This is a genomic window from Pseudomonas sp. MF09150 (assembly GCF_059862355.1).
Genome location: NZ_JCBCUS010000004.1, coordinates 376,601 through 396,095, shown reverse-complemented (window position 1 = coordinate 396,095; position 19,495 = coordinate 376,601). Strand labels below are relative to the sequence as shown.

Sequence of the window (19,495 nt, the reverse complement as noted above, 5' to 3'; positions counted from 1 at the left end):
AACGGGTTATCGACGCGTTCAGGGCTGGCTTTAACCCGATTACGGCTTTACCGACCGCCGTAGCCGAGACCCGGTTATTTCAGCCCCAGGCGCTTGGCCATGCGCCCCAGGTTGGCCCTGTCCAAGCCTAGCTCACGAGCGGCGCTCGCCCAGTTGTGCCGGTGACGCTCAAGGCACTCGGCGATCAGCTGGCGCTGGTAGTTTTCGGTCGCCAGGCGCAGGTCGCCGGTCGCGCCCGGCCCGGCCGCCAGGGTGCCTGTCGGCAGCGGCGATGCCGATGGAGTGGATACGTCGGGCAGGTCGAGGTCGACGGCGTCCAGGCTGAGAATCTTCGGTCGCTCACCCCGACTGCCCAGGGCTTTCAGGGCGCTGCGACCGATCAGGTGCTCCAGTTCGCGCACGTTGCCCGGCCATTGGTAAGCCAACAGCGCGGCCTGGGCGGCGCTGGTCAGGCGCAAGCTGCCGAGGCCCATGCGCGAGCGGTTCTGCTCCAGGAAGTAGCCGCTGAGCAGCAACACATCCCGCCCGCGATCGCGCAAGGCCGGGACCTGCAACGGGTACACGCTCAGGCGATGGTAGAAGTCGGCGCGGTAGCGGCCGCTGCGCACTTCTTCGGCGAGGTCGCGGTTGGTGGCGGCGATCAGGCGCACGTCTACCTGATGTTCCCGGTCCGAGCCCAGGCGCTGCAGTTGTCCGCTCTGCAGCACCCGCAGCAGCTTGGCCTGGACCGTCAGCGACAGCTCGCCGACCTCATCGAGAAACAACGTGCCGCCATTGGCCAGCTCAAACTTGCCGCGCCGATCCTGGGTGGCGCCGGTGAAGGCGCCGCGCACGTGGCCAAACAGCTCGCTTTCCACCAGGGTTTCGGGCAGGGCGGCGCAATTGAGGCTGATGATCGGTTTGTCGGCCCGGGGCGAGGCGGCGTGGATCGCCTGGGCCACCAGTTCCTTGCCGACGCCGGTTTCGCCGGTAATCAGCACCGTGAGGTCACTGCCGCCCACCAGGTTGATTTCTTCCAGCAGGCGCTTGTGGGCCTTGCTCTGGCCGATCATCTCGCGGTTCTGGCCGCTGGCCTGGCGATAGACTTCCGCGCGCTGATGTTCATCTTCCAGGCGCAGGGCCAGGCGTTCGATGCGTTCGGCGGCGTTCACCGTGGCCGCAGCGAGGCTGGCGAAGGCTTGCAGGGCGTCCAGTTCCACCGGCTGGAAGCGTTGCGGGTCGAGGGCGTCCAGGGTCAGCAGACCCCACGGGCGCTCGTCGATAAACAGCGGGCAGCCCATGCAGTCGTGCACTTCCAGGTGTTCGTCGAGGCCTTCGACCAGGCCGTCGTAAGGGTCCGGCAGCTCGCTGTCGCTGGCAAACCGGGTCGGCCCCGGGCTGCTGAGCAGGGCAGCGAAGCGCGGGTGTTCGCTGACTTTGAAGCGCCGGCCCAGGGTGTCGGTGCTCAGGCCATCCACCGCCAGGGGCACCAGCCAATCGCCGTCCAGGCGCAACAGCGCGGCCGCGTCGCAAGGCAGCAGGGCGCGCATGGCTTCGAGCAGGCGCCGGTAGCGCTCGCCCTCGGGCAATTCGCGAGACAGGTCGGCCACCAGGGGCAGCAGGGCAGTGAGCAGGGATTTTGCAGTCATAGTGACTCCGTGTGGTCTTAATGACTATAAAGCGTTGCGTGTCGATATGACTATAAATATCTCAATTTATTGATTTTTAAGACTTTTATTATTGGCATGAAAACTGATCTGCATAGGGTAACCAGCTAGTCATTAAAAAAGCTCAGGAGTTGCCCTTATGCTCAGCGTGCAAGATCGTACCCTTATCAAAGCCACCGTGCCCCTGCTGGAAAGCGGTGGCGAAGCCTTGATCACTCACTTTTACCGGATGATGCTCGCCGAATACCCGCAAGTTCGCGCCTTGTTCAACCAGGCGCACCAGGCCAGCGGCGACCAGCCCAGGGCCCTGGCCAACGGCGTGCTGATGTACGCCCGCCACATCGATCAACTGGATCAGTTGGGCGACCTGGTGGCCAAAATCATCAACAAGCATGTGGCGCTGCAGATTCTGCCGGAGCACTACCCGATTGTCGGCAGCTGCCTGTTGCGCGCCATTCACGAAGTGCTCGGCAGTGACATCGCCACGCCAGAGGTGCTCGCTGCCTGGGGCGCGGCCTATACCCAGTTGGCGGACATCCTGATCGGGGCCGAGGCGGCAATCTACGACCAGAAAGCCGCCGCTCCGGGTGGCTGGCGCGGGGCGCGGGATTTCATCCTGGCCAGGCGCGTGGAGGAGAGCGCGGAAATCACCTCGTTCTACTTCGAGCCGGCGGACGGCGGGGCGATTCTGGCCGCCGAGCCGGGGCAATACATTGGCGTGCAGCTGTTCCTGGAGGGCGAAGAAATTCGTCGCAACTACTCGCTGTCGGCTCTGTCCGACGCCGGGCACTACCGGATCAGCGTCAAGCGTGAAGCCGGCGGCCGGGCCTCGAACTACCTGCATGACCAGTTCCAGGTCGGCGCCCGCATTCAACTGTTCCCGCCATCGGGTGAATTCACCTTGGCCGCCAGCGCCAAACCCCTGGTGCTGATCAGTGGCGGCGTGGGGATCACCCCGACCCTGCCGATGCTGGAAGCGGCGCTGGCCACCGAACGTCCGGTGCACTTTATCCACTGCGCGCGCAATGGCGGGGTGCATGCCTTTCGCGAGTGGGTCGATGAGTTGGCCGCGCGTCATCCGCAGCTCAAGCGCTTCTATTGCTATGCCGAAGACGACGGAGTCAGCCCGGCGGCGGACAAACTGGGGCTGTTGAGCCAGGAGCAGTTGGGCCAGTGGTTGCCGCAGCAACGTGACCTGGATGCCTATTTCCTTGGGCCCAAGGGCTTCATGGCCGCGATCAAGCGCCACCTCAAGGCCTTGGGCGTGCCTGAGCAACAGAGCCGCTACGAGTTCTTCGGCCCGGCCGCAGCGCTGGAATGACACCCCCGGGGCGGGGCCGTGGCAGCACCATTGGCGCTGCTGCCCCTCGCCTCTGGGCGTTGAATTTGTTCAAGGGTTAATTCGTACTTAACCTATTGAGCGTCAATTAGCCGAGGCTGATCATGGGTCTCGCGCGTCATCACTTTCAGGGCCGTCTTGCTGTTGTTGGTCCCCGGCCATTGGCTGGGGCGATCTGACGGCTAAGCTGCTGGCCTGAAACCTGGTTTTTTGCACCTGTGGACACGTTGCGACAACCCCGGCGAGCGAGTGATCGCTCCCGGGGCGCAGGCCTTGGTGCGAACGCTTCAATGCATTCAAAGGTCATGATCAGCGTGTAGACTTCCGGGCCACCGGTGCCTGTCAGCTCCACAGCGGCCGGACTGCGGCCAATGGACAATCACATACGACTCGGTTCGACCCGGCTGTTACATCGGCTGGCGCCCGCCGAGCCACACACAGGAAAGGAATTGGGGATGAGTGACGACATATTGCGCCTGGGGCGTGAACGACGCTTTCTGGTGTTGCTGGGGGTTATCTGCCTGGCGCTGATCGGCGGCGCGCTGTACATGCAGGTGGTACTGGGCGAGGCGCCTTGCCCGCTGTGTATCCTGCAGCGTTATGCGTTGCTGCTGATCGCCTTGTTCGCCTTTATCGGCGCGGCCATGCGCACCCGGCGCAGCATCACCCTGTTTGAAGTGCTGGTGGTGATCTGCGCTCTGGCCGGCGTCGCGGTCGCCGGGCACCACGTCTATACCCAGTTCTACCCTGCGGTCAGCTGCGGCATCGACGTGCTGCAGCCGATCGTCGACAGCCTGCCGCTGGCGGCGATCTTTCCCCTGGGTTTTCAGGTCGACGGTTTCTGTTCCACCCCGTACCCGCCGATATTGGGCCTGTCCCTGGCGCAGTGGGCGTTGGTGGCTTTTGTACTGACGGTGGTGCTGGTACCGCTGGGTGTCACGCGCAATCGCAAAGCACGTAGCTGACGCGGTGAAAGAGCCCTGGTCCCTGCTTGAGGGCCGGGGCTTTTTCATGGGTTCTGGCAAAGGATGAAGGGGCTGTGACTTGAGGCAATCCGCGGTGCGGCAAAAGTGCGACATGTTGTCACAGTCTTGTGCGGCGAGGAGCGTTTCAGCCTTGGGGTGGGAAGCATGAACTGCGGTCCCGGGAGCGGGAAATATCTGTCAATTCGTATTGGCAGGACCCGTGACGACAACCATAGCCTGCTATCGATGCACTGCGTCCGACCCTCATTCCATAAGGGATAGCGCCTGGTAGCGGGGGGCTGCGAGGTTGGACCCGGGGATTGCGGGAAGTCTGTTTTGAGGCTTTTTGTTGAGAATGAAAATCGATATGATTGCGGGCTTTCGCAATAATCGGCTTCGATTGTTGCACCGGTCGATATTAATTATTTCGAGATGAGACATGGTTTATGCCTCCTGACATATCTACAATCGCCCGCACTGAATTTCCGGCGCTGCTCATCCCTGAGCACACGAGTGCGGTCGAGGGGCGGTTTGATTGCTCCATGCGACGCCAGGTGCCGGCACCTTCCAAACTTCCGCACCAAATGGAATTGGTCTGTAACAAGGCCTTTGACCACGAAATCGAATAAGAACTCACTGCTGGCCCAGGATTTGTCGTTCAGCGTCTAACGCGATGGGCAGGCCCTTATTCAATTGAAGAAAAAATGCCAACCCTTGGCAGGGTGAAGTGTTGGCGATCAAAACCCAACTGCATTGCGCAAGCTGCTTTAGAGGTCGTGAGATGAGTAAAAAAAGGTACCCCAGATTCCTAGGCTTATTGCCGCTACTCGGCATGTTGATGCTGGGAGGCTGCAAATGGACCTTGCTCGATCCCAAGGGTCAGGTTGGTCTGGATGAACGAAACCTGATCATCACTGCAACCATTCTGATGCTGCTGGTGGTTGTGCCGGTCATCATCATGACCTTCGCCTTCGCCTGGAAATACCGCGCCTCCAACAAGGACGCCGTCTACGCGCCGAAGTGGTCGCACTCCACCAAGATCGAAATTGCGGTCTGGCTGGTTCCGGTGCTCATCATCATTGCCCTGGGGTATGTGACCTACAAGTCGACCCACGCCCTGGACCCTTATCGTCCGCTGGAATCTGACGTCAAGCCGATCACCATCGAAGTGGTTGCGATGGATTGGAAGTGGCTGTTCATCTATCCCGAGCAAGGGATCGCCACCGTCAACAAGATCGTGTTCCCGGCGCACACCCCGGTCAATTTCCGCGTGACTTCCGACACCGTGATGAACTCGTTCTTCATCCCGGGCCTGGGCGGCCAGATCTACGCGATGGCCGGCATGCAGACCAAGTTGCACCTGATTGCCAACCAGAACGCTGAAATGGACGGTATCTCCGCCAACTACAGCGGTGCTGGTTTCACCGGCATGAAATTCAAAGCGATCGCGACTTCCCAGGAAGAATTCGACGCCTGGGTAAGTGAAGTCAAAAAGGCACCTAAACAGCTTGAACAAGCTGAATACGAAGCCCTTTCCAAGCCGAGCCAGAACAACCCTGTTGAACTCTACTCCTCGTACACCCCGAACCTGTTCCAGCTCATCATCGACAAGTATGAGGGCATGAAACCAGGCGCGCCGGTCAAGCACGAGAAGAAAGAGAAGGAAGTGGCCAGTACGCAAGGGATGGACGCGAGTTCGCATTCAGCTGCCGGGGCAGAGGAGTAAACGATGTTTGGTAAATTAAGTCTGGACGCGATACCGTTCCACGAGCCGATTGTCATGGTGACCATTGCCATGATCGCGCTCGGTGGTCTGGCGCTTTTCGCGGCAATCACCTACTTCAAGAAGTGGACCTACCTGTGGACCGAGTGGCTGACCTCGGTCGACCACAAGAAAATCGGCGTGATGTACATCATCGTCGCCATGGTCATGCTGCTGCGCGGCTTTGCCGACGCCATCATGATGCGGACCCAGCTGGCCATGGCCACCGAGGGTTCGCCTGGCTACCTGCCACCTGAGCACTATGACCAGATCTTCACCGCCCACGGTGTGATCATGATCATCTTCATGGCAATGCCATTCTTCACCGGCCTGATGAACCTTGTCGTGCCGCTGCAGATCGGCGCCCGTGACGTTGCCTACCCGTTCCTCAACTCCCTGAGCTTCTGGCTGCTGGTTTCCGGTGTTGTGCTGATCAACCTGTCCCTGGGCGTCGGCGAATTCGCCAAGACCGGTTGGGTTGCCTATCCGCCACTGTCGGGCCTGGCGTATAGCCCGGGCGTGGGTGTGGACTACTACATCTGGGCGCTACAGCTATCCGGATTGGGTACGACGCTAACCGGGGTCAACTTCCTGGCCACCGTGCTGAAAATGCGTACCCCTGGCATGAAGATGATGGACATGCCGATCTTCACCTGGACCTGCACCTGGGCCAACGTGTTGATCGTGGCTTCGTTCCCGATTCTGACCGCTACCCTGGCACTGCTGACCCTTGACCGTTACATGGATTTCCACATCTTCACCAATGAACTTGGTGGCAATCCAATGATGTACGTCAACCTGTTCTGGGCCTGGGGCCACCCTGAGGTTTACATCCTGATCCTGCCGGCATTCGGCGTGTTCTCGGAAGTGATCTCGACGTTCTCCGGCAAGCGCCTGTTCGGCCACCACTCGATGATCTACGCCAGCGGCGCGATCTCGATCCTGGGCTTCATGGTCTGGCTGCACCACTTCTTCACCATGGGTTCGGGGGCCAGCGTCAACGCCTTCTTCGGCCTGGCGACCATGCTGATTTCGATCCCGACGGGGGTGAAGCTATTCAACTGGCTGTTCACCATCTACCACGGCCGTCTGCGCATCACCAGCCAGGTTCTGTGGACCCTGGGCTTCATGGTGACCTTCGCCATCGGCGGCATGACCGGCGTACTGCTGGCCATCCCGGGTGCTGACTTCGTACTGCACAACAGCCTGTTCGTGATCGCTCACTTCCACAACGTGATCATCGGTGGTGCTGTATTCGGTTACATCGCCGGTTTCAGCTTCTACTTCCCTAAAGCGTTCGGCTTCAAGCTGCACGAAGGTTGGGGCAAGGCAGCATTTTGGTTCTGGATCTCGGGCTTCTTCGTCGCCTTCATGCCGCTCTATGCACTGGGCTTCATGGGCATGACCCGTCGTCTGAACGCCACCACCAACCCTGAGTGGGTGCCGTACCTGTACGTCGCCATGGTCGGTGCGGTGATGATCGCGATCGGTATCGCCTGCCAGCTGATCCAGCTCTACGTCAGTATCCGTGATCGCAAAGAGAACATGTGCGTCTCCGGCGACCCATGGAATGCTCACACCCTGGAATGGTCGACCTCGTCGCCACCTCCGTTCTACAACTTCGCAGTACTGCCCAAGGCTGACGGTATCGACCCGTTCACCGAGGCCAAGGAAAACGGTACCGCCTACGAGCAGGCAAGCCGCTACCAGCCGATCCACATGCCTAACAACACCGCTACCGGTGTGGTCATGGGGGCGCTGTTGACGGTGTTCGGTTTCGCGATGATCTGGCACATCTGGTGGCTGGCGATCGCAAGCCTGGCCGGCACCGTGATCTATTTCGCGATCCACGCTGCCCGTGATGATCAAGGCTACATGGTGCCGGTCGATGTGATCGAACGCATCGAAGCCGAGCAGCACGCTCGCCTGGTAGCCGAGAAGAAGATCCCGGCCAACCGTGTTGAAACCTCGTTGGAACAGGCTTAAACCATGTCGAACTTAGTGACCAATGCTGGACACGCCCATGTCGATGAACATGGGCACGATGACCATCACCACGACTCGGGCGAGATGACCGTATTCGGTTTCTGGCTCTACCTGATGACCGACTGCATTCTGTTTGCGTCGATCTTTGCGGTGTACGCGGTACTGGTAAACAACGTAGCGGGTGGCCCGTCGGGCCACGACATCTTCGAACTGCCATACGTACTGGGCGAAACCGCTCTGCTGCTGTTCAGTTCGATCACCTACGGCTTCGCCATGCTGGCGTTCTTCCGGGGCAACAAGAAGCAGGTCCTGGGCTGGTTGGCCATGACCTTCCTGTTCGGCCTGGGCTTCATCGGCATGGAGATCAACGAGTTCCACCTGCTGATCTCCGAAGGCTACGGCCCTAGCCGTTCCGGCTTCCTGTCCGGGTTCTTCACCCTGGTCGGCACCCACGGTCTGCACGTGACCAGCGGCCTGATCTGGATGGCGATCATGATGTACCAGGTCCACAAGCATGGCCTGACGGCGACCAACAAGACCCGTCTGAGCTGCCTGAGCCTGTTCTGGCACTTCCTGGACGTGGTCTGGATCTGTGTGTTCACCGTTGTTTACCTGATGGGGACTCTGTAATGGCTAATGCAAATGCCCATGACAACCACGATGCCAGCCATGGCAGCGTCAAGTCGTACGCCATCGGCTTCATCCTGTCGGTGATCCTGACTGTCATTCCGTTTGGCCTGGTGATGTACCCATCGCTGCCAAAAGCCATGACCCTGTGGATCATCCTGGCGTTCGCCGTGATCCAGGTGCTGGTGCACCTGGTGTACTTCCTGCACCTGGACCGTTCGCAAGCCCAGCGCAACAACGTTGTCGCGTTTATCTTCGCCGCACTGGTGATCGTGCTGCTGGTGGGTCTGTCCTTGTGGATCATGTTCAGCATCCACACCGTCATGATGGCGAAGTGAGGTAGACCCGATGTCGCTCAAGCACTTTATCCAAATCACCAAACCGGGGATCATTTTCGGTAACGTGCTTTCTGTGGCAGGCGGGTTCTTCCTGGCCTCGAAAGGGCATGTCGATCTGGCCATCTTCCTGGCGGCCATGATCGGCACTTCTCTGGTGGTAGCGTCCGGTTGCGTGTTCAACAACTGCATCGACCGTGACATCGACCTGAAGATGGAACGCACCAAGAACCGCGCGCTGGTCCAGGGCTTGATCTCCCTGAAGCTGGCGCTGGTCTATGCGACTGTCCTGGGTGTGGCGGGCGTGGTGTTGTTGTACAAGGTGGCCAATCCGCTGGCAGCGTTGTTTGCCGTCATCGGTTTTGTCATCTATGTCGGCTTGTACAGCCTGTACCTCAAGCGTCGCTCGGTTCACGGCACGCTGGTGGGCAGTCTGTCGGGAGCCATGCCGCCGGTGATCGGTTACGTCGCCGTCAGCAACAGCTTCGACATGGCCGCCTTGACCCTGCTGGTGATGTTCAGCCTGTGGCAGATGCCGCACTCGTACGCCATCGCGATCTTCCGCTTCAACGATTACCTGGCGGCATCGATTCCGGTGTTGCCGGTGAAGCGCGGGATCCTGGTGGCCAAGCGGCACATCCTGCTCTACATCCTGGCGTTCCTGGTGGCGACCCTGATGCTCACATTCAGTGGTTATGCCGGCATGAGCTACCTGGCGGTGGCCGCGGCCATGGGCATGTACTGGTTGTACATGGCCTGGACCGGCTACAAGGCGGTGGATGACACGGTCTGGGCACGCAAGCTGTTCGTGTTCTCGATCTTCACCATTACCGCCTTGAGCGTGATGATGTCCCTGGACTTCAAAGCGCCCGCTGCGTTGCTGCTGACGTACGCGCCCTAAGCTGCAGACGTTGTAAAAAAAGCCCCGCCTTCGAAGGAAGTGCGGGGCTTTTTTCATGCAGCAGATGTCCCGTTACATATCCTTTAATGGTTTTCGGACCTGTCCCACTCCCTGGCTGGGTAAAATTGCCCGTTTGTTGATGAAGCCTGAGTGGATGTAATGGAAAACCGTATCGAAATGCTCGACTCGAGCGCGCGTTATGGCGCTGTCAGTCGCGGACTGCACTGGGCCATGGCAGTGGCCTTTGCCTGGATCTACTGCACCACCGGTGCCCACTACCTGCTGGCCGATTCGGCCCTGGACACCTTTCTCTGGCCGACCCACAAGCAAGTGGGCCTGCTGCTGATGGGCCTGCTGCTGGTGCGGCTGCTCTGGAGCCTGTTGAATCGTCATCGTCGCCCGCCCAGCGTCAACCTCGCCGCGACTGTGGGGCATGGCTTGCTGTATGCGGCCATGTTCGCCATTCCGTTTCTCGGGCTGTTGCGCCAGTACGGCTCGGGTCGCGCCTTTTCCGCGTTTGGCGTGCCGCTGATGAGTGGTTTCGAGGGGCCGAAAATCCAGTGGATGACCGAGCTGGGCAACAACTTCCACAGCCTGTTGGGCTGGACCCTGTTGCTGCTGATCGTTGGTCATGTGGCGGCGCTGATCCTGCACTGCGTCAAAGGTGACAGGGCTATCCTGCGGCGCATGGCCGGCGGCGCCGCCAGGGGCTGATCCGCAAGCCCCGGAAAAAAGCCCCGTCTTCGACAGAAGCACGGGGCTTTTTATAGAGTGCGCCGTTTAAACTACCGACGTGATTCCACTTATGCAGGAAGCAGAATGATGAAGAAAAAAGCCGTTGTTGTATTCAGTGGCGGGCAGGACTCAACCACCTGTTTGATCCACGCATTGCCGCTCTACGATGAAGTGCACTGCATTACCTTTGATTACGGCCAGCGTCACCGCGCCGAAATCGACGCCGCGCAGCAACTGTCAAAACAGCTGGGGGCCACCGTCCACAAAGTGCTGGACGCTTCGCTGCTCAACGAATTGGCGATCAGCAGCCTCACCCGGGACAATATTCCGGTTCCGACCGTGAACAGTTCGGGCGAAAGCTTGCCCAGCACCTTCGTGCCGGGAAGAAATATCCTGTTTTTAACCCTGGCCTCGATTTATGCCTATCAGGTCCAGGCCGAATGCGTGATTACCGGGGTCTGCGAGACCGACTTCTCCGGCTACCCGGATTGCCGGGATGAGTTTGTAAAGGCGCTGAACAAGGCCCTCGAGTTGGGCATGGACTACAAACTGCGCCTTGAGACACCGCTGATGTGGCTGAACAAGGCGCAGACCTGGGCCCTGGCCGACTACCACCATCAACTGGAGCTGATTCGCCAGCAGACGCTGACGTGCTACAACGGCGTGCTCGGCAGTGGCTGTGGCGATTGCGATGCCTGCAACCTTCGCGCAAAGGGCCTGAATGAGTACCTGGGCAACAAGGCCGCGGTCATGGAGGCCCTGAAAGGCAAACTCAATCTGCAGTGAAGGGTTGATCGCGGGCGAGCCAATGGACTTAGGCAGCGCCCCGCCAGGTGAGTGTTGATCCAGTGGCTTGAGATGATCAGGCTGCGGGGGGATTACCGGGGGAGAGGGCTTGGCGCCCAGAAGCGTTGCGCCTGTTGTGCCCCGCCTCCGGAACTTCCGGCGCCGATTGCAGACAAAGTTTTTCCTGCTCTGCGCGCGGCTTCTTCACCTTCGCCAGTGTTGCCCGCGCCAGGCCGGCTACTGACGTATTTCTGAGCAGTGGCTCACAGCGTCGCGGCAGGGATTTTTTCCTCGGTGACGTTGCTGTTAACGTGGCCTCCCTTATTTCACGGAAGAAGAACGAGGCCGCCCATGGCTCACCCCCCTCAGTCCCATTGGCTGCACATTCTGCGCAGCCTGCTCATCAGCCTGATCGGTATCGTGTTGCTGGTGATCGCCAGCTACATACTCAGCAATCGCCTGGAATTCCTCGACAACGCCTTGACCGCCGACGGCGTGGTCAGCGGTTTGAACGCTGGCGGCTCGCACCCCGAGATCGCATTCAGCACGGCCCAGGGCGAAGCTATTTCCTACCCGCAGGGCGGCTTTATCTTCGGTTACCAGGCCGGCCAGCCGGTCAAGGTGCATTACCTGGCCGAGCGCCCGGCCAACAGCGCCGTGGTCGATGACCCCATGGCGCTCTGGGCCACGCCTGGGGTGCTGGGCGGCCTCGGGCTGATTTTCCTCGGTGCCGGCCTGACGGGCATTTTCAAGCCCAAGGGCCAAGACCCTGCACGCTCTCTGAAAGGACTTTGAACCCATGAGCATCTCCATCCCGATACCGGTCAATGAAAGCCAGTGGCAGTACTCGACCGCGAGCGGAGGCGGCCTGACGGTGGCCCTGGTCGCCGGCAGTGGCGGCTCGATCATCTTGCGCTCGCCCCAGGGCCAGGACGTCAGCTTCCGCTACGGCGGCGTGGGCGTGGGGGTTGGCATCGGTGCACGGCTGCCGCGTATCGGCAAGATCAACATCAAGATCAAGGGCACGGGTGTGGCCGCGGCGGGCGCGGCAGAAGCGTTCCCCAGCACCGGCAAGGTCTTTGTCAGCGATGCGCTGAAGACCCGCGACCTGACCAGCGATGACATCACCGGCCCCTGCGTCTACACCGAAGTGGCGGCGGGCCTGGTGGTCGGCGGTTCGGCCACCGCGCTGTTGTTCGGCCTCGACCCCAAGCTGCTGGCCCTGTACCTGGCCCTCAGCAGCAACCCGGCGACGTCATTGATCGCCGCGCAGCTGGTCAACCGCCAGCTGCTGCAATCGGCCAAGGGCGCGGTGGTCATGGTCGGGATGAATGCCGGTGTGCAAGCGGGGGCGGGGGCGGGGATTTTTCTCGGTTACCTGTTCTGACTCTGAACGGCCCATCGATCGCCCACAAAAAAGCCCCGTGAAGGGCTTTTCTATTACAGCGGGCGCGGTTACTGCTGCTGTGCGCTGTAGCCTTCAAAGGCGGTCTGCTGCTGGATCGCGGTCACGATGCCTTTACGGGTGGCCGGCTGTTCGTTGCCGTCCTTGTCGAGGAAGGTCTCGCTTTCCAGCTCGGCTTCATCGCCTTCACCGACAAAGCTGAAACCCAGGAACTCAAAGGCTTCACGGTCGACGTTGGCCTTGGAGCGCGGGCGCATCGGCAGGGTGACGCTGATGCCGTCCTTGCTGATGGCGAACACTTCCATTTCTTTCTTGGCCCGTGCGGCCTTGCCCTTGCCGCCGCTCGGGTTGCTGATGGCCTGGTGGGTCTGGTTCAGCACCTTGAGGGCCAGGCTGTAGACCAGCTCCTGGAAGCTCGGGTCGTCCTTGTAGCTGGACAGGATGCGGCTGATCGGGAAGCGTGCGCTGAGGTCTTCCAGGGCGCTGGCGTCGGCGGCCTCGGCGTCCTTGAGCTGCTTGAGCTCGCCCATCAGCTCGTAGGCCTTGTCGTCGTCAAAACGGTCGTGGGCCTGGCGAATCGCGGTGCGCAGCTCACGAATCTGATCACTCTCTTTCGAGCTGTGAAAGGCGTCGAGGACCATCTCGCTGATGGTCTTGGCCTGGGCCACATGCTGGGAAAGATTGATCGCGTTTTCGTATTCAACCTTGCTGGACAAGGCGATCACGGATTCTTCGATGTTGGAGTCAGGCATTGAAAATCCACTACTTCGTTTAACCAGGTTTGAGGCGTGAAAAGCCCGCGGGCATTTTCAGGTCGCCTAATCTATTGGACCCGGGCGGTGTTGTCACGGCTGAACAGGCCCCTTGGGGCAAAGGATGATGGATCCGATCCCGAATTTAATGGGCCATCATCGACCCCCGTCGGCCCCAAAACCCGTAGATGGGCCCAGGAGTTCATCGATGACCGCCATAAACGCCTCGACCAACTGGCTGCGGCCTTGCTTGCGAGTCAGCATCAGCAGTTGCGCGGTGGCGTCGGGGTCGGTCAGCGGGCGGTAGACCACGCCTTTCTTGGCCAGGGTCCGGGTGCATTCGGGCACCAGGGCCACGCCCTGGCCGGCCGCCACCAGGGCGATGATCGAGGTGATCTGGCGCCCGGCCGGGCCCGGTGTCAGCGCCAAGCCATTGCGCTGGTACAGCTGCTCGATGGCCTCGTTGAGCCCGGAGCCGTAGTCGGCGGGAAACAGAATCAACGGCTGTGCGCTGAGTTGCGCCAGGCTCACCTGCTCCAGGCTGGCCAACGGGTCATCGCTGCTGAGGGCGGCCACCAGCGGCTCGTCACCCAGGGACAGGGCCTGCACCTGGGTCTGTCCATGGGGTGGGGTCAGGCGGCTCAGGCCGATATCGATGCGGCCGTCGACAATCTGCGACCACTGGCTGCCCGAGGCGCCTTCCACCAAGGTCAGTTGCACCGCGGGAAAGCGTTGGGCGAAGGCCTGGATTGCCCGGCTGAAGATATCCGACAGGGCGACCGAACTGGCGTAGCCCAGGGACAGTTGCCCGGCCGAGCCCACGCTCAGCTTGCGGGCGATGACTTCGGCCAGGTCGACCTGCTCCAGCACCGCACGGGCATAGGGCAGGAAGTAACGGCCCTGGGCGGTGAGGGTCACGGTGCGGCTGGTGCGGTCGAACAGGCGAAAGCCCAGCTCGGTCTCCAGGGCGGAAATCTGCCGGGTCAGGGGCGGTTGGGCGAGGTGCAGGCGCAGGGCCGCGCGGCCGAAGTGCAGCTCTTCGGCGACCGTCAAAAAGTAACGCAACCTGCGTAGGTCGAGCATCCTGATCCTTAGGTATTGATCGGTCCGAAATCGGTATTGGTTTGCAACCTGTCGCGCATTCTATAAAGGCCCTTCGTCATAAAACGAGCGGTTTCATGAATTCGCGCCTGCATTGTGCACGCATCGCCCTGTTTCTGTGTGGCTGTGCGGCCTTCCTCAACCTGTACGCCACCCAAAGCATCCTCCAGGAATTTGCCCAGGGCTTTCAGGTGAGTGTCCGCGAGGCCGGCTGGAGCATCACCGTCACCACCCTCGGCGTGGCCATCACCGCCCCCTTTGTCAGTCGCTTTACCGGTCGTTTCGAGCAGCGCTCGGTGATTGTCGGCGCCTCCTTGCTCCTGGCCCTGCCTGCCGTACTCGCGGCCTATGCCGGCAGCTTTGCCGAGCTGCTGGTCTGGCGTTTTGCCGAAGGCATGCTGATTCCGGTGGTGTTCGCCACCAGCGTGGCCTATATCGGCGATCGCTGGAGTGGCGGCAGCGTCACCGAAGTGACCAGTCTGTATGTGGCGGGCACCGTGCTCGGCGGCTTTGCCGGGCGTTTTGTCACTGGGGTGGTCACCGAATACGCCGGCTGGCGGGAAGCCTTCGAGCTGCTGGCCGCCGCGAGCCTGCTGATCGGCTTGGCGATCGGCGTGCTGCTGCCGCCCAATCCGCGCCCGCTGACCAAGGTCGCGCCCAGTCGCCTGCTGGCGGTACGCGAGCTGTACAGCAAGCCGCTGCTGGCCGCCTATGGGGTGGGCTTTTGTGTGCTGTTTTCGCAAGTGGCGACCTTTACCTACGCCGGGCTCTACCTCAGCCAGGCGCCGTTTGAGCTGGGCACCGCGGCCCTGGGCGCAATCTATGCGGTGTTCCTGCTGGCCCTGGTGGTGATCCCGATCGCCGGGCGCCTGAGCAAATCGCGACCGCAATCTGAGCTGCTGGTGGGCGCGGCGCTGCTGGGTGTCTGCGGTTCGGCCCTGACCCTGCTGCCGTCGTTGTGGCTGATCGTGCTCGGCCTGGCCTTGAGCTCCACCGGGGTCTTCCTGGCACAGGCTGCCGCCAACTCCTTTACCACCGCCACCGCCCGCCACAACAAGGCCGGCGCGGTGGGGCTGTACCTGACCTGTTACTACCTGGGCGGCAGCTTCGGCGCCGTCGTCCCGGCCATGATCTGGAGCCGCTTCGGCTGGCCCGGCTGCGTGGCGCTGATCATCGGCTTCCAGTTGCTGTCGCTGATGATCGCGGTCAGTGGCTGGAAGCCCGGAACAACCGCAACACCGGTCGCTCGCGATGCCAATGGACGTGGCTCGACCGGGCCCATTCCCCAACCCGATTCATCATCCAATAAGGAATATGTGAGGTGACCATGAGTAACGTACTGACCCAACAAAGTCAGTTGTTGAAGATCGTTGAACCGGTCTTGAACGATATGCCAGCCAGTGTCTTGAAACATGCCCTGTTCGAGGCGTTCTGGAGTGAAGAAAGTGCACTCGTGGATATCGAAAATGCCTTTGAAAAACTCACCTCGCGCCATCAGTCACCGGCCGTGCTGAGGACCTTTTTCGCCAGTTGGTCGAAGACCAACAACTCGGCCACCAGCGTCTCCGGCCTGGCCAATCGCATCACCTTGCTGGCGCGCTCGGAACAGGGCTCCGAAGCCGCCGAAATGCTCTATCGGGCCTGCGGCAGCCTGCAACGCATCACCGACGAGGACCTGGGCGCCCTAGGCAACACCTTGCACTCGGACCTGTTCTACAACATGGCCACGCCGATCTGTGGCGATGACCAGTGGCTGCTCAAGGAAAACTGCCTGCCGTCGGCGCAGTCGTTCAAGGACTGGACCGACGCCCGCCGCCTGCGCGATCGCGACCTGCTGCAAGGGCTGCTGACCACGCTGATCCATGAGGTCTACACCCATGGCGAAGTGGAATTCATCCACCCGCTGTACAAGCAGTGGTTCGTCCGCGACATGGGCGTGCCGGCGGAAAGGGCCCGTGCCACCGTGGCCTGGGTCACGGTGCACACCGGCGGCACCGAGAGCAATCACTTCGCCCATGCGGTGGCGGCGGTGAACGAGTTTGTCGACGCCATGCAGATTCAGATCGACCCGGAAGCCGCGAAGGAAATCTTCGCCGAGTACCTGCGCCGCAAATCCAGCGTGATGTGGGACTGCGCTCAAGTCTTGCAATGATGGGGTAACACCGCCGACTGATGTCAGGCGCTTTTGCCGGGAGTCCTCGCTGGGGGGACTGCCGGCTTTTTTTTGCCCGCCGAAAAGCCCTCGCGGTTGCCGGGTTCAGCCTTGCGCCCGCGTGGCCTTGTGCTGCGCCGTGGCGAGGTCCACCGGCAAGCTGAAGCGAAAGCTGGCGCCACGCCCGGGCAGGTCGATCAGGCGGATTTCCAGGCCGTGCAATTGCAGGATGCGGTGCACGATGCGCAGGCCCAGGCCGCCATCGCGACGCGCCCCACCGATGGTAAAGGGGCGCAGAAACAGCCCTTCGCGCAGGTCGGCGGCGATGCCCGGGCCGCTGTCGCTGAGGGTCACCTCCACCATCGGCCCCTGGGGCACCAGGCCGATCTCGATCTCGCCGCCTTCCGGTGTATGGCGCAGGGCGTTGTCGAAGAGGTTGGTCAGCACCCGCTCGATCAGGCCGAGGTCGGCGCAGACCGCACCGACGTTGGGCGCGAAGCTGGCCTTGAGCTGCACATGGCGCGCCTCGGCGCTGAGTTCGAACTTCTGGAAGATGTCCTGCACCAGGTCGGTCAGGGGGAAGCGTTCGAGCACCGGCTGCACAAAGCCGTGCTCCAGTCGCACCAGCTCCAGCAGCGACTGCGCCAGGCCACCGACCTTGCGGCTCTGGTCGAGGGCGATGCCCAGGTAGCGCCGGCGTTCTTCGGGGGCCAGGCTGGCGTCCTTCAGTTGCAGGGTTTCGAGGTAGCCGTGCAGCGACGCCAGGGGCGTGCGCAGGTCATGGGAAATATTGGCCACCAGCTCGCGCCGCTCCTGGTCCTGGCGGGTGAGGGAACGCCACTGCTCGCTGAGGCGGCTCTGCATGTGGCGGAAGGTGGCGTCGAGCACGGCGATTTCATCGTGGCCCTCGGCGGGCAGCGGTGGGGGCGTGTCCGTGGCCGGGGCGCTGGGGGCGCCATCGATGTCGAACTGGCTGACGGTGTCAGTCAGCTTGCGCAACGGTCGGGTGATCAGGGCAAAGGCCGCCAGCCCGGCGATCAGGCACAGCAGGGCCACCAGGCCGATCGACCATAACGCGATGTTCAAGGCCGCGCTGGTGGCGCCGCGTTCGGCGAAGCGGTCGTGCTCTTCGCTCAGCAGCACCACGTACAGGTAGCCGGCCGGCTGGCCGTTGACCTTCAGCGGGGCAGCGCTGAACACCTTGCGCCCATCGAGGCTGCGCGGGTCATCGCCCAGAATCGGCAGCGCCGCGCCCTCCAGCAGGCGCTGTACCGGTGCCAGGTCCACCTGTTCCCGGCGCAGGCGGCCCTCGGGGGCGGCATTGCCGACGATCCGTCCCGTGGGGTCGAGCAGGTACACCTCGACACTGGGGTTGACCAGCATCAACTGGCTGAACAGCTCGCGCAGGGCACCGGGCATCAGGCCGTTGGCATCCATCAACTGTGTGTCGCGGGCGATGTGCTGGGCCAGGTCGCGGGACAGGCCCTGCACCACCTCCAGCTCATGCATCTGGTTGGCGCGCACCTGGAGCCATGCCGAGGTGCCGCAGCACACCAGCAACAGCAGGGCGAAGACCAGGGACAGGCGCTGGGTCAGGGTCAGTTTCATGCGGGCTCCTGGCTCGCGGCGAATTTATAGCCGCGTCCCCACACCGTGAGGATGCGCGTCGGTTGCGCCGGGTCGCTTTCGATCTTCGCCCGCAGCCGGTTGATATGGGTATTGACCGTGTGCTCGTAGCCATCATGGCTGTAGCCCCACACCGCGTTGAGTAGGTCCATGCGCGAGAACACCTTGCCCGGCTGGCGCGCGAAAAAGTACAGCAGGTCGAACTCGCGTGGCGTCAGGTCCAGGCGCCGGCCGTCGAGCGCCACGTCGCGGGTCAGCGGGTCGATGGCCAAGCCGTCCAGGGCCAGGCTGCCGGCGTCCATCTTCAGGTTGCGCGCCATGGCATCGACCCGGCGCAGCAGGGCCTTGACCCGCGCCACCAGCTCGAGCATGGAAAACGGCTTGGCCAGGTAGTCGTCGGCCCCCAGCTCCAGGCCGAGGATGCGGTGCATTTCGCTGGCGCGGGCGCTGGTGATGATGATCGGGGTGTAGCGGGTCATGGCGCGGGCGCGGCGGCAGATTTCCAGGCCGTCGACCCCGGGCAGCATCAGGTCGAGGATCAACGCATCCCAGCCGCCTTGTTCCAGCAGGCGCAGGCCCTGATTGCCGTCGGCGCTGTGCACCACCTCGAACTGCTCGTCACGCAGGTGCAAAACGATCAGGTCGGCGATGTGGGTGTCGTCCTCGACCACCAGGACGCGTTTGGGCTGTTCCATCGGTACTCCGGGCCTCGCTGCGTAAGGCGCTATTGTGCGGGGTTTGCGCGCCTCGAGTTATCACGAATTGTTTAACTGTGCGTGAGGATTTGGCGACCACCTCAAGCCTAGGCTGTGTTGAACGCGAACCACGGTGATTTTTCGGGAGAGGCTCATGTTTTCACGGCGACAGTTTCTGCGGGTAGGTGGCAGCCTCGGTGCAGCGGCCCTGGCCATTGGGGTTCTGCCCCGGTTGGTCGGCAGCCCGTTGCTGATCAGCGAGGCCCGGGCGGATGAGGTGTTCGAGGTCAGCCACAGCGACAGCGAATGGCGCACCCTGCTCAGCGCCGAGCAGTACCAGGTGCTGCGCGAGGAGGGCACCGAGCGCGCCTACAGCAGCCCGCTGAATGACGAACACCGTGACGGCACCTTCGGGTGTGCCGGCTGCGCCCTGGAGCTGTTCTCTTCCCGCACCAAGTTCGACAGCCGCACCGGCTGGCCGAGCTTCTGGGCGCCCCTGGAGCAGGCCGTGGCGACCCGCAGCGACCGAAGCTTCGGCATGCAGCGCAACGAAGTGCATTGCCGACGCTGCGGCGGGCACCTGGGGCATGTCTTCGACGACGGCCCGCGACCCACGGGCCTGCGTTACTGCATGAACGGCGTGGCAATGAATTTCGCGCCGCACGCGGCGTGAACCCGGGAC

19 protein-coding genes are annotated in these 19,495 nt (G+C 62.0%); 14 read left to right on the top strand and 5 right to left on the bottom strand.

All coding sequences use genetic code 11. The features are described 5' to 3' along the window. Window positions 1-74: 74 nt before the first annotated feature. Window positions 75-1,628, bottom strand: coding sequence for a nitric oxide reductase transcriptional regulator NorR (gene norR / locus AC19YX_RS18005; RefSeq protein WP_500606716.1), 1,554 nt, complete (start codon window positions 1,626-1,628; stop codon window positions 75-77). A 157-nt stretch (window positions 1,629-1,785) separates the two neighbouring features. On the opposite strand from norR, the gene hmpA reads away from it, so the two are divergent. The 11 genes from hmpA to AC19YX_RS17950 all read left to right on the top strand — a co-directional run bounded on the left by hmpA (window position 1,786) and on the right by AC19YX_RS17950 (window position 12,469). Continuing rightward, a complete protein-coding gene (gene hmpA, locus AC19YX_RS18000) occupies window positions 1,786-2,967 on the top strand; it encodes an NO-inducible flavohemoprotein (RefSeq protein WP_078472382.1) in 1,182 nt (393 codons plus the stop codon). A gap of 473 nt (window positions 2,968-3,440) precedes the next feature. Continuing rightward, the gene (locus tag AC19YX_RS17995; RefSeq protein ID WP_201127807.1) at window positions 3,441-3,950 is read left to right on the top strand and encodes a disulfide bond formation protein B; all 510 of its coding nucleotides are present in this window, start codon (window positions 3,441-3,443) and stop codon (window positions 3,948-3,950) included. A gap of 781 nt (window positions 3,951-4,731) precedes the next feature. Beyond that, the gene (gene cyoA, locus AC19YX_RS17990) at window positions 4,732-5,676 is read left to right on the top strand and encodes a ubiquinol oxidase subunit II (RefSeq protein WP_020297522.1); all 945 of its coding nucleotides are present in this window, start codon (window positions 4,732-4,734) and stop codon (window positions 5,674-5,676) included. Between the two features lie 3 nt (window positions 5,677-5,679). Continuing rightward, a complete protein-coding gene (gene cyoB / locus AC19YX_RS17985) occupies window positions 5,680-7,698 on the top strand; it encodes a cytochrome o ubiquinol oxidase subunit I (RefSeq protein WP_078472380.1) in 2,019 nt (672 codons plus the stop codon). A 3-nt stretch (window positions 7,699-7,701) separates the two neighbouring features. Next, window positions 7,702-8,328 carry a cytochrome o ubiquinol oxidase subunit III gene (locus AC19YX_RS17980; RefSeq protein ID WP_020297520.1) on the top strand — a complete coding sequence of 209 codons (627 nt, stop codon included), beginning with the start codon at window positions 7,702-7,704 and terminating at the stop codon, window positions 8,326-8,328. Beyond that, window positions 8,328-8,663 (top strand): cytochrome o ubiquinol oxidase subunit IV, encoded by a 336-nt coding sequence (cyoD, locus tag AC19YX_RS17975; RefSeq protein WP_020297519.1) that lies wholly within the window; start codon window positions 8,328-8,330, stop codon window positions 8,661-8,663. Before AC19YX_RS17980 ends, cyoD begins: the two co-directional genes overlap by 1 nt. 10 nt (window positions 8,664-8,673) lie before the next feature. Next, complete coding sequence (gene cyoE, locus AC19YX_RS17970) at window positions 8,674-9,561, top strand: heme o synthase (protein ID WP_020297518.1); 888 nt, start codon at window positions 8,674-8,676, stop codon at window positions 9,559-9,561. A gap of 159 nt (window positions 9,562-9,720) precedes the next feature. After that, window positions 9,721-10,275, top strand: coding sequence for a cytochrome b (locus tag AC19YX_RS17965; RefSeq protein WP_500606715.1), 555 nt, complete (start codon window positions 9,721-9,723; stop codon window positions 10,273-10,275). A 108-nt stretch (window positions 10,276-10,383) separates the two neighbouring features. Then, window positions 10,384-11,082, top strand: a complete 699-nt coding sequence (queC, locus tag AC19YX_RS17960; protein WP_078472378.1) for a 7-cyano-7-deazaguanine synthase QueC — start codon at window positions 10,384-10,386, stop codon at window positions 11,080-11,082. Window positions 11,083-11,433: 351 nt separating this feature from the next. Beyond that, window positions 11,434-11,877 carry a DUF3592 domain-containing protein gene (locus AC19YX_RS17955; RefSeq protein ID WP_500606714.1) on the top strand — a complete coding sequence of 148 codons (444 nt, stop codon included), beginning with the start codon at window positions 11,434-11,436 and terminating at the stop codon, window positions 11,875-11,877. 4 nt (window positions 11,878-11,881) lie between these two features. Then, the gene (locus tag AC19YX_RS17950) at window positions 11,882-12,469 is read left to right on the top strand and encodes a hypothetical protein (protein WP_078472376.1); all 588 of its coding nucleotides are present in this window, start codon (window positions 11,882-11,884) and stop codon (window positions 12,467-12,469) included. Between the two features lie 68 nt (window positions 12,470-12,537). Here AC19YX_RS17950 and AC19YX_RS17945 read toward each other — a convergent pair whose 3' ends face one another. Together AC19YX_RS17945 and AC19YX_RS17940 are read right to left on the bottom strand one after the other, a co-directional pair. After that, entirely contained in the window at window positions 12,538-13,239 is a 702-nt protein-coding gene (locus tag AC19YX_RS17945) for a hypothetical protein (protein WP_500606713.1), read from the bottom strand. A 156-nt stretch (window positions 13,240-13,395) separates the two neighbouring features. Then, on the bottom strand, window positions 13,396-14,322 hold the full coding sequence (locus AC19YX_RS17940) for a LysR family transcriptional regulator (RefSeq protein ID WP_500606712.1): 927 nt from the start codon (window positions 14,320-14,322) through the stop codon (window positions 13,396-13,398). A gap of 95 nt (window positions 14,323-14,417) precedes the next feature. On the opposite strand from AC19YX_RS17940, the gene AC19YX_RS17935 reads away from it, so the two are divergent. Next, on the top strand, window positions 14,418-15,665 hold the full coding sequence (locus tag AC19YX_RS17935; protein WP_500606711.1) for an MFS transporter: 1,248 nt from the start codon (window positions 14,418-14,420) through the stop codon (window positions 15,663-15,665). A 2-nt stretch (window positions 15,666-15,667) separates the two neighbouring features. Further along, window positions 15,668-16,492 carry a hypothetical protein gene (locus AC19YX_RS17930; RefSeq protein ID WP_500606710.1) on the top strand — a complete coding sequence of 275 codons (825 nt, stop codon included), beginning with the start codon at window positions 15,668-15,670 and terminating at the stop codon, window positions 16,490-16,492. 105 nt (window positions 16,493-16,597) lie between these two features. On the opposite strand, the gene AC19YX_RS17925 is transcribed toward AC19YX_RS17930, so the two are convergent. Both AC19YX_RS17925 and AC19YX_RS17920 read right to left on the bottom strand, forming a co-directional pair. Continuing rightward, window positions 16,598-18,100 carry an ATP-binding protein gene (locus AC19YX_RS17925; protein ID WP_500606709.1) on the bottom strand — a complete coding sequence of 501 codons (1,503 nt, stop codon included), beginning with the start codon at window positions 18,098-18,100 and terminating at the stop codon, window positions 16,598-16,600. After that, window positions 18,097-18,813 (bottom strand): response regulator transcription factor, encoded by a 717-nt coding sequence (locus tag AC19YX_RS17920; protein WP_078472371.1) that lies wholly within the window; start codon window positions 18,811-18,813, stop codon window positions 18,097-18,099. The genes AC19YX_RS17925 and AC19YX_RS17920 overlap by 4 nt, the downstream gene beginning before the upstream one ends. A gap of 154 nt (window positions 18,814-18,967) precedes the next feature. On the opposite strand from AC19YX_RS17920, the gene msrB reads away from it, so the two are divergent. Next, a complete protein-coding gene (gene msrB, locus AC19YX_RS17915) occupies window positions 18,968-19,486 on the top strand; it encodes a peptide-methionine (R)-S-oxide reductase MsrB (protein ID WP_500606708.1) in 519 nt (172 codons plus the stop codon). Window positions 19,487-19,495: the final 9 nt, after the last annotated feature.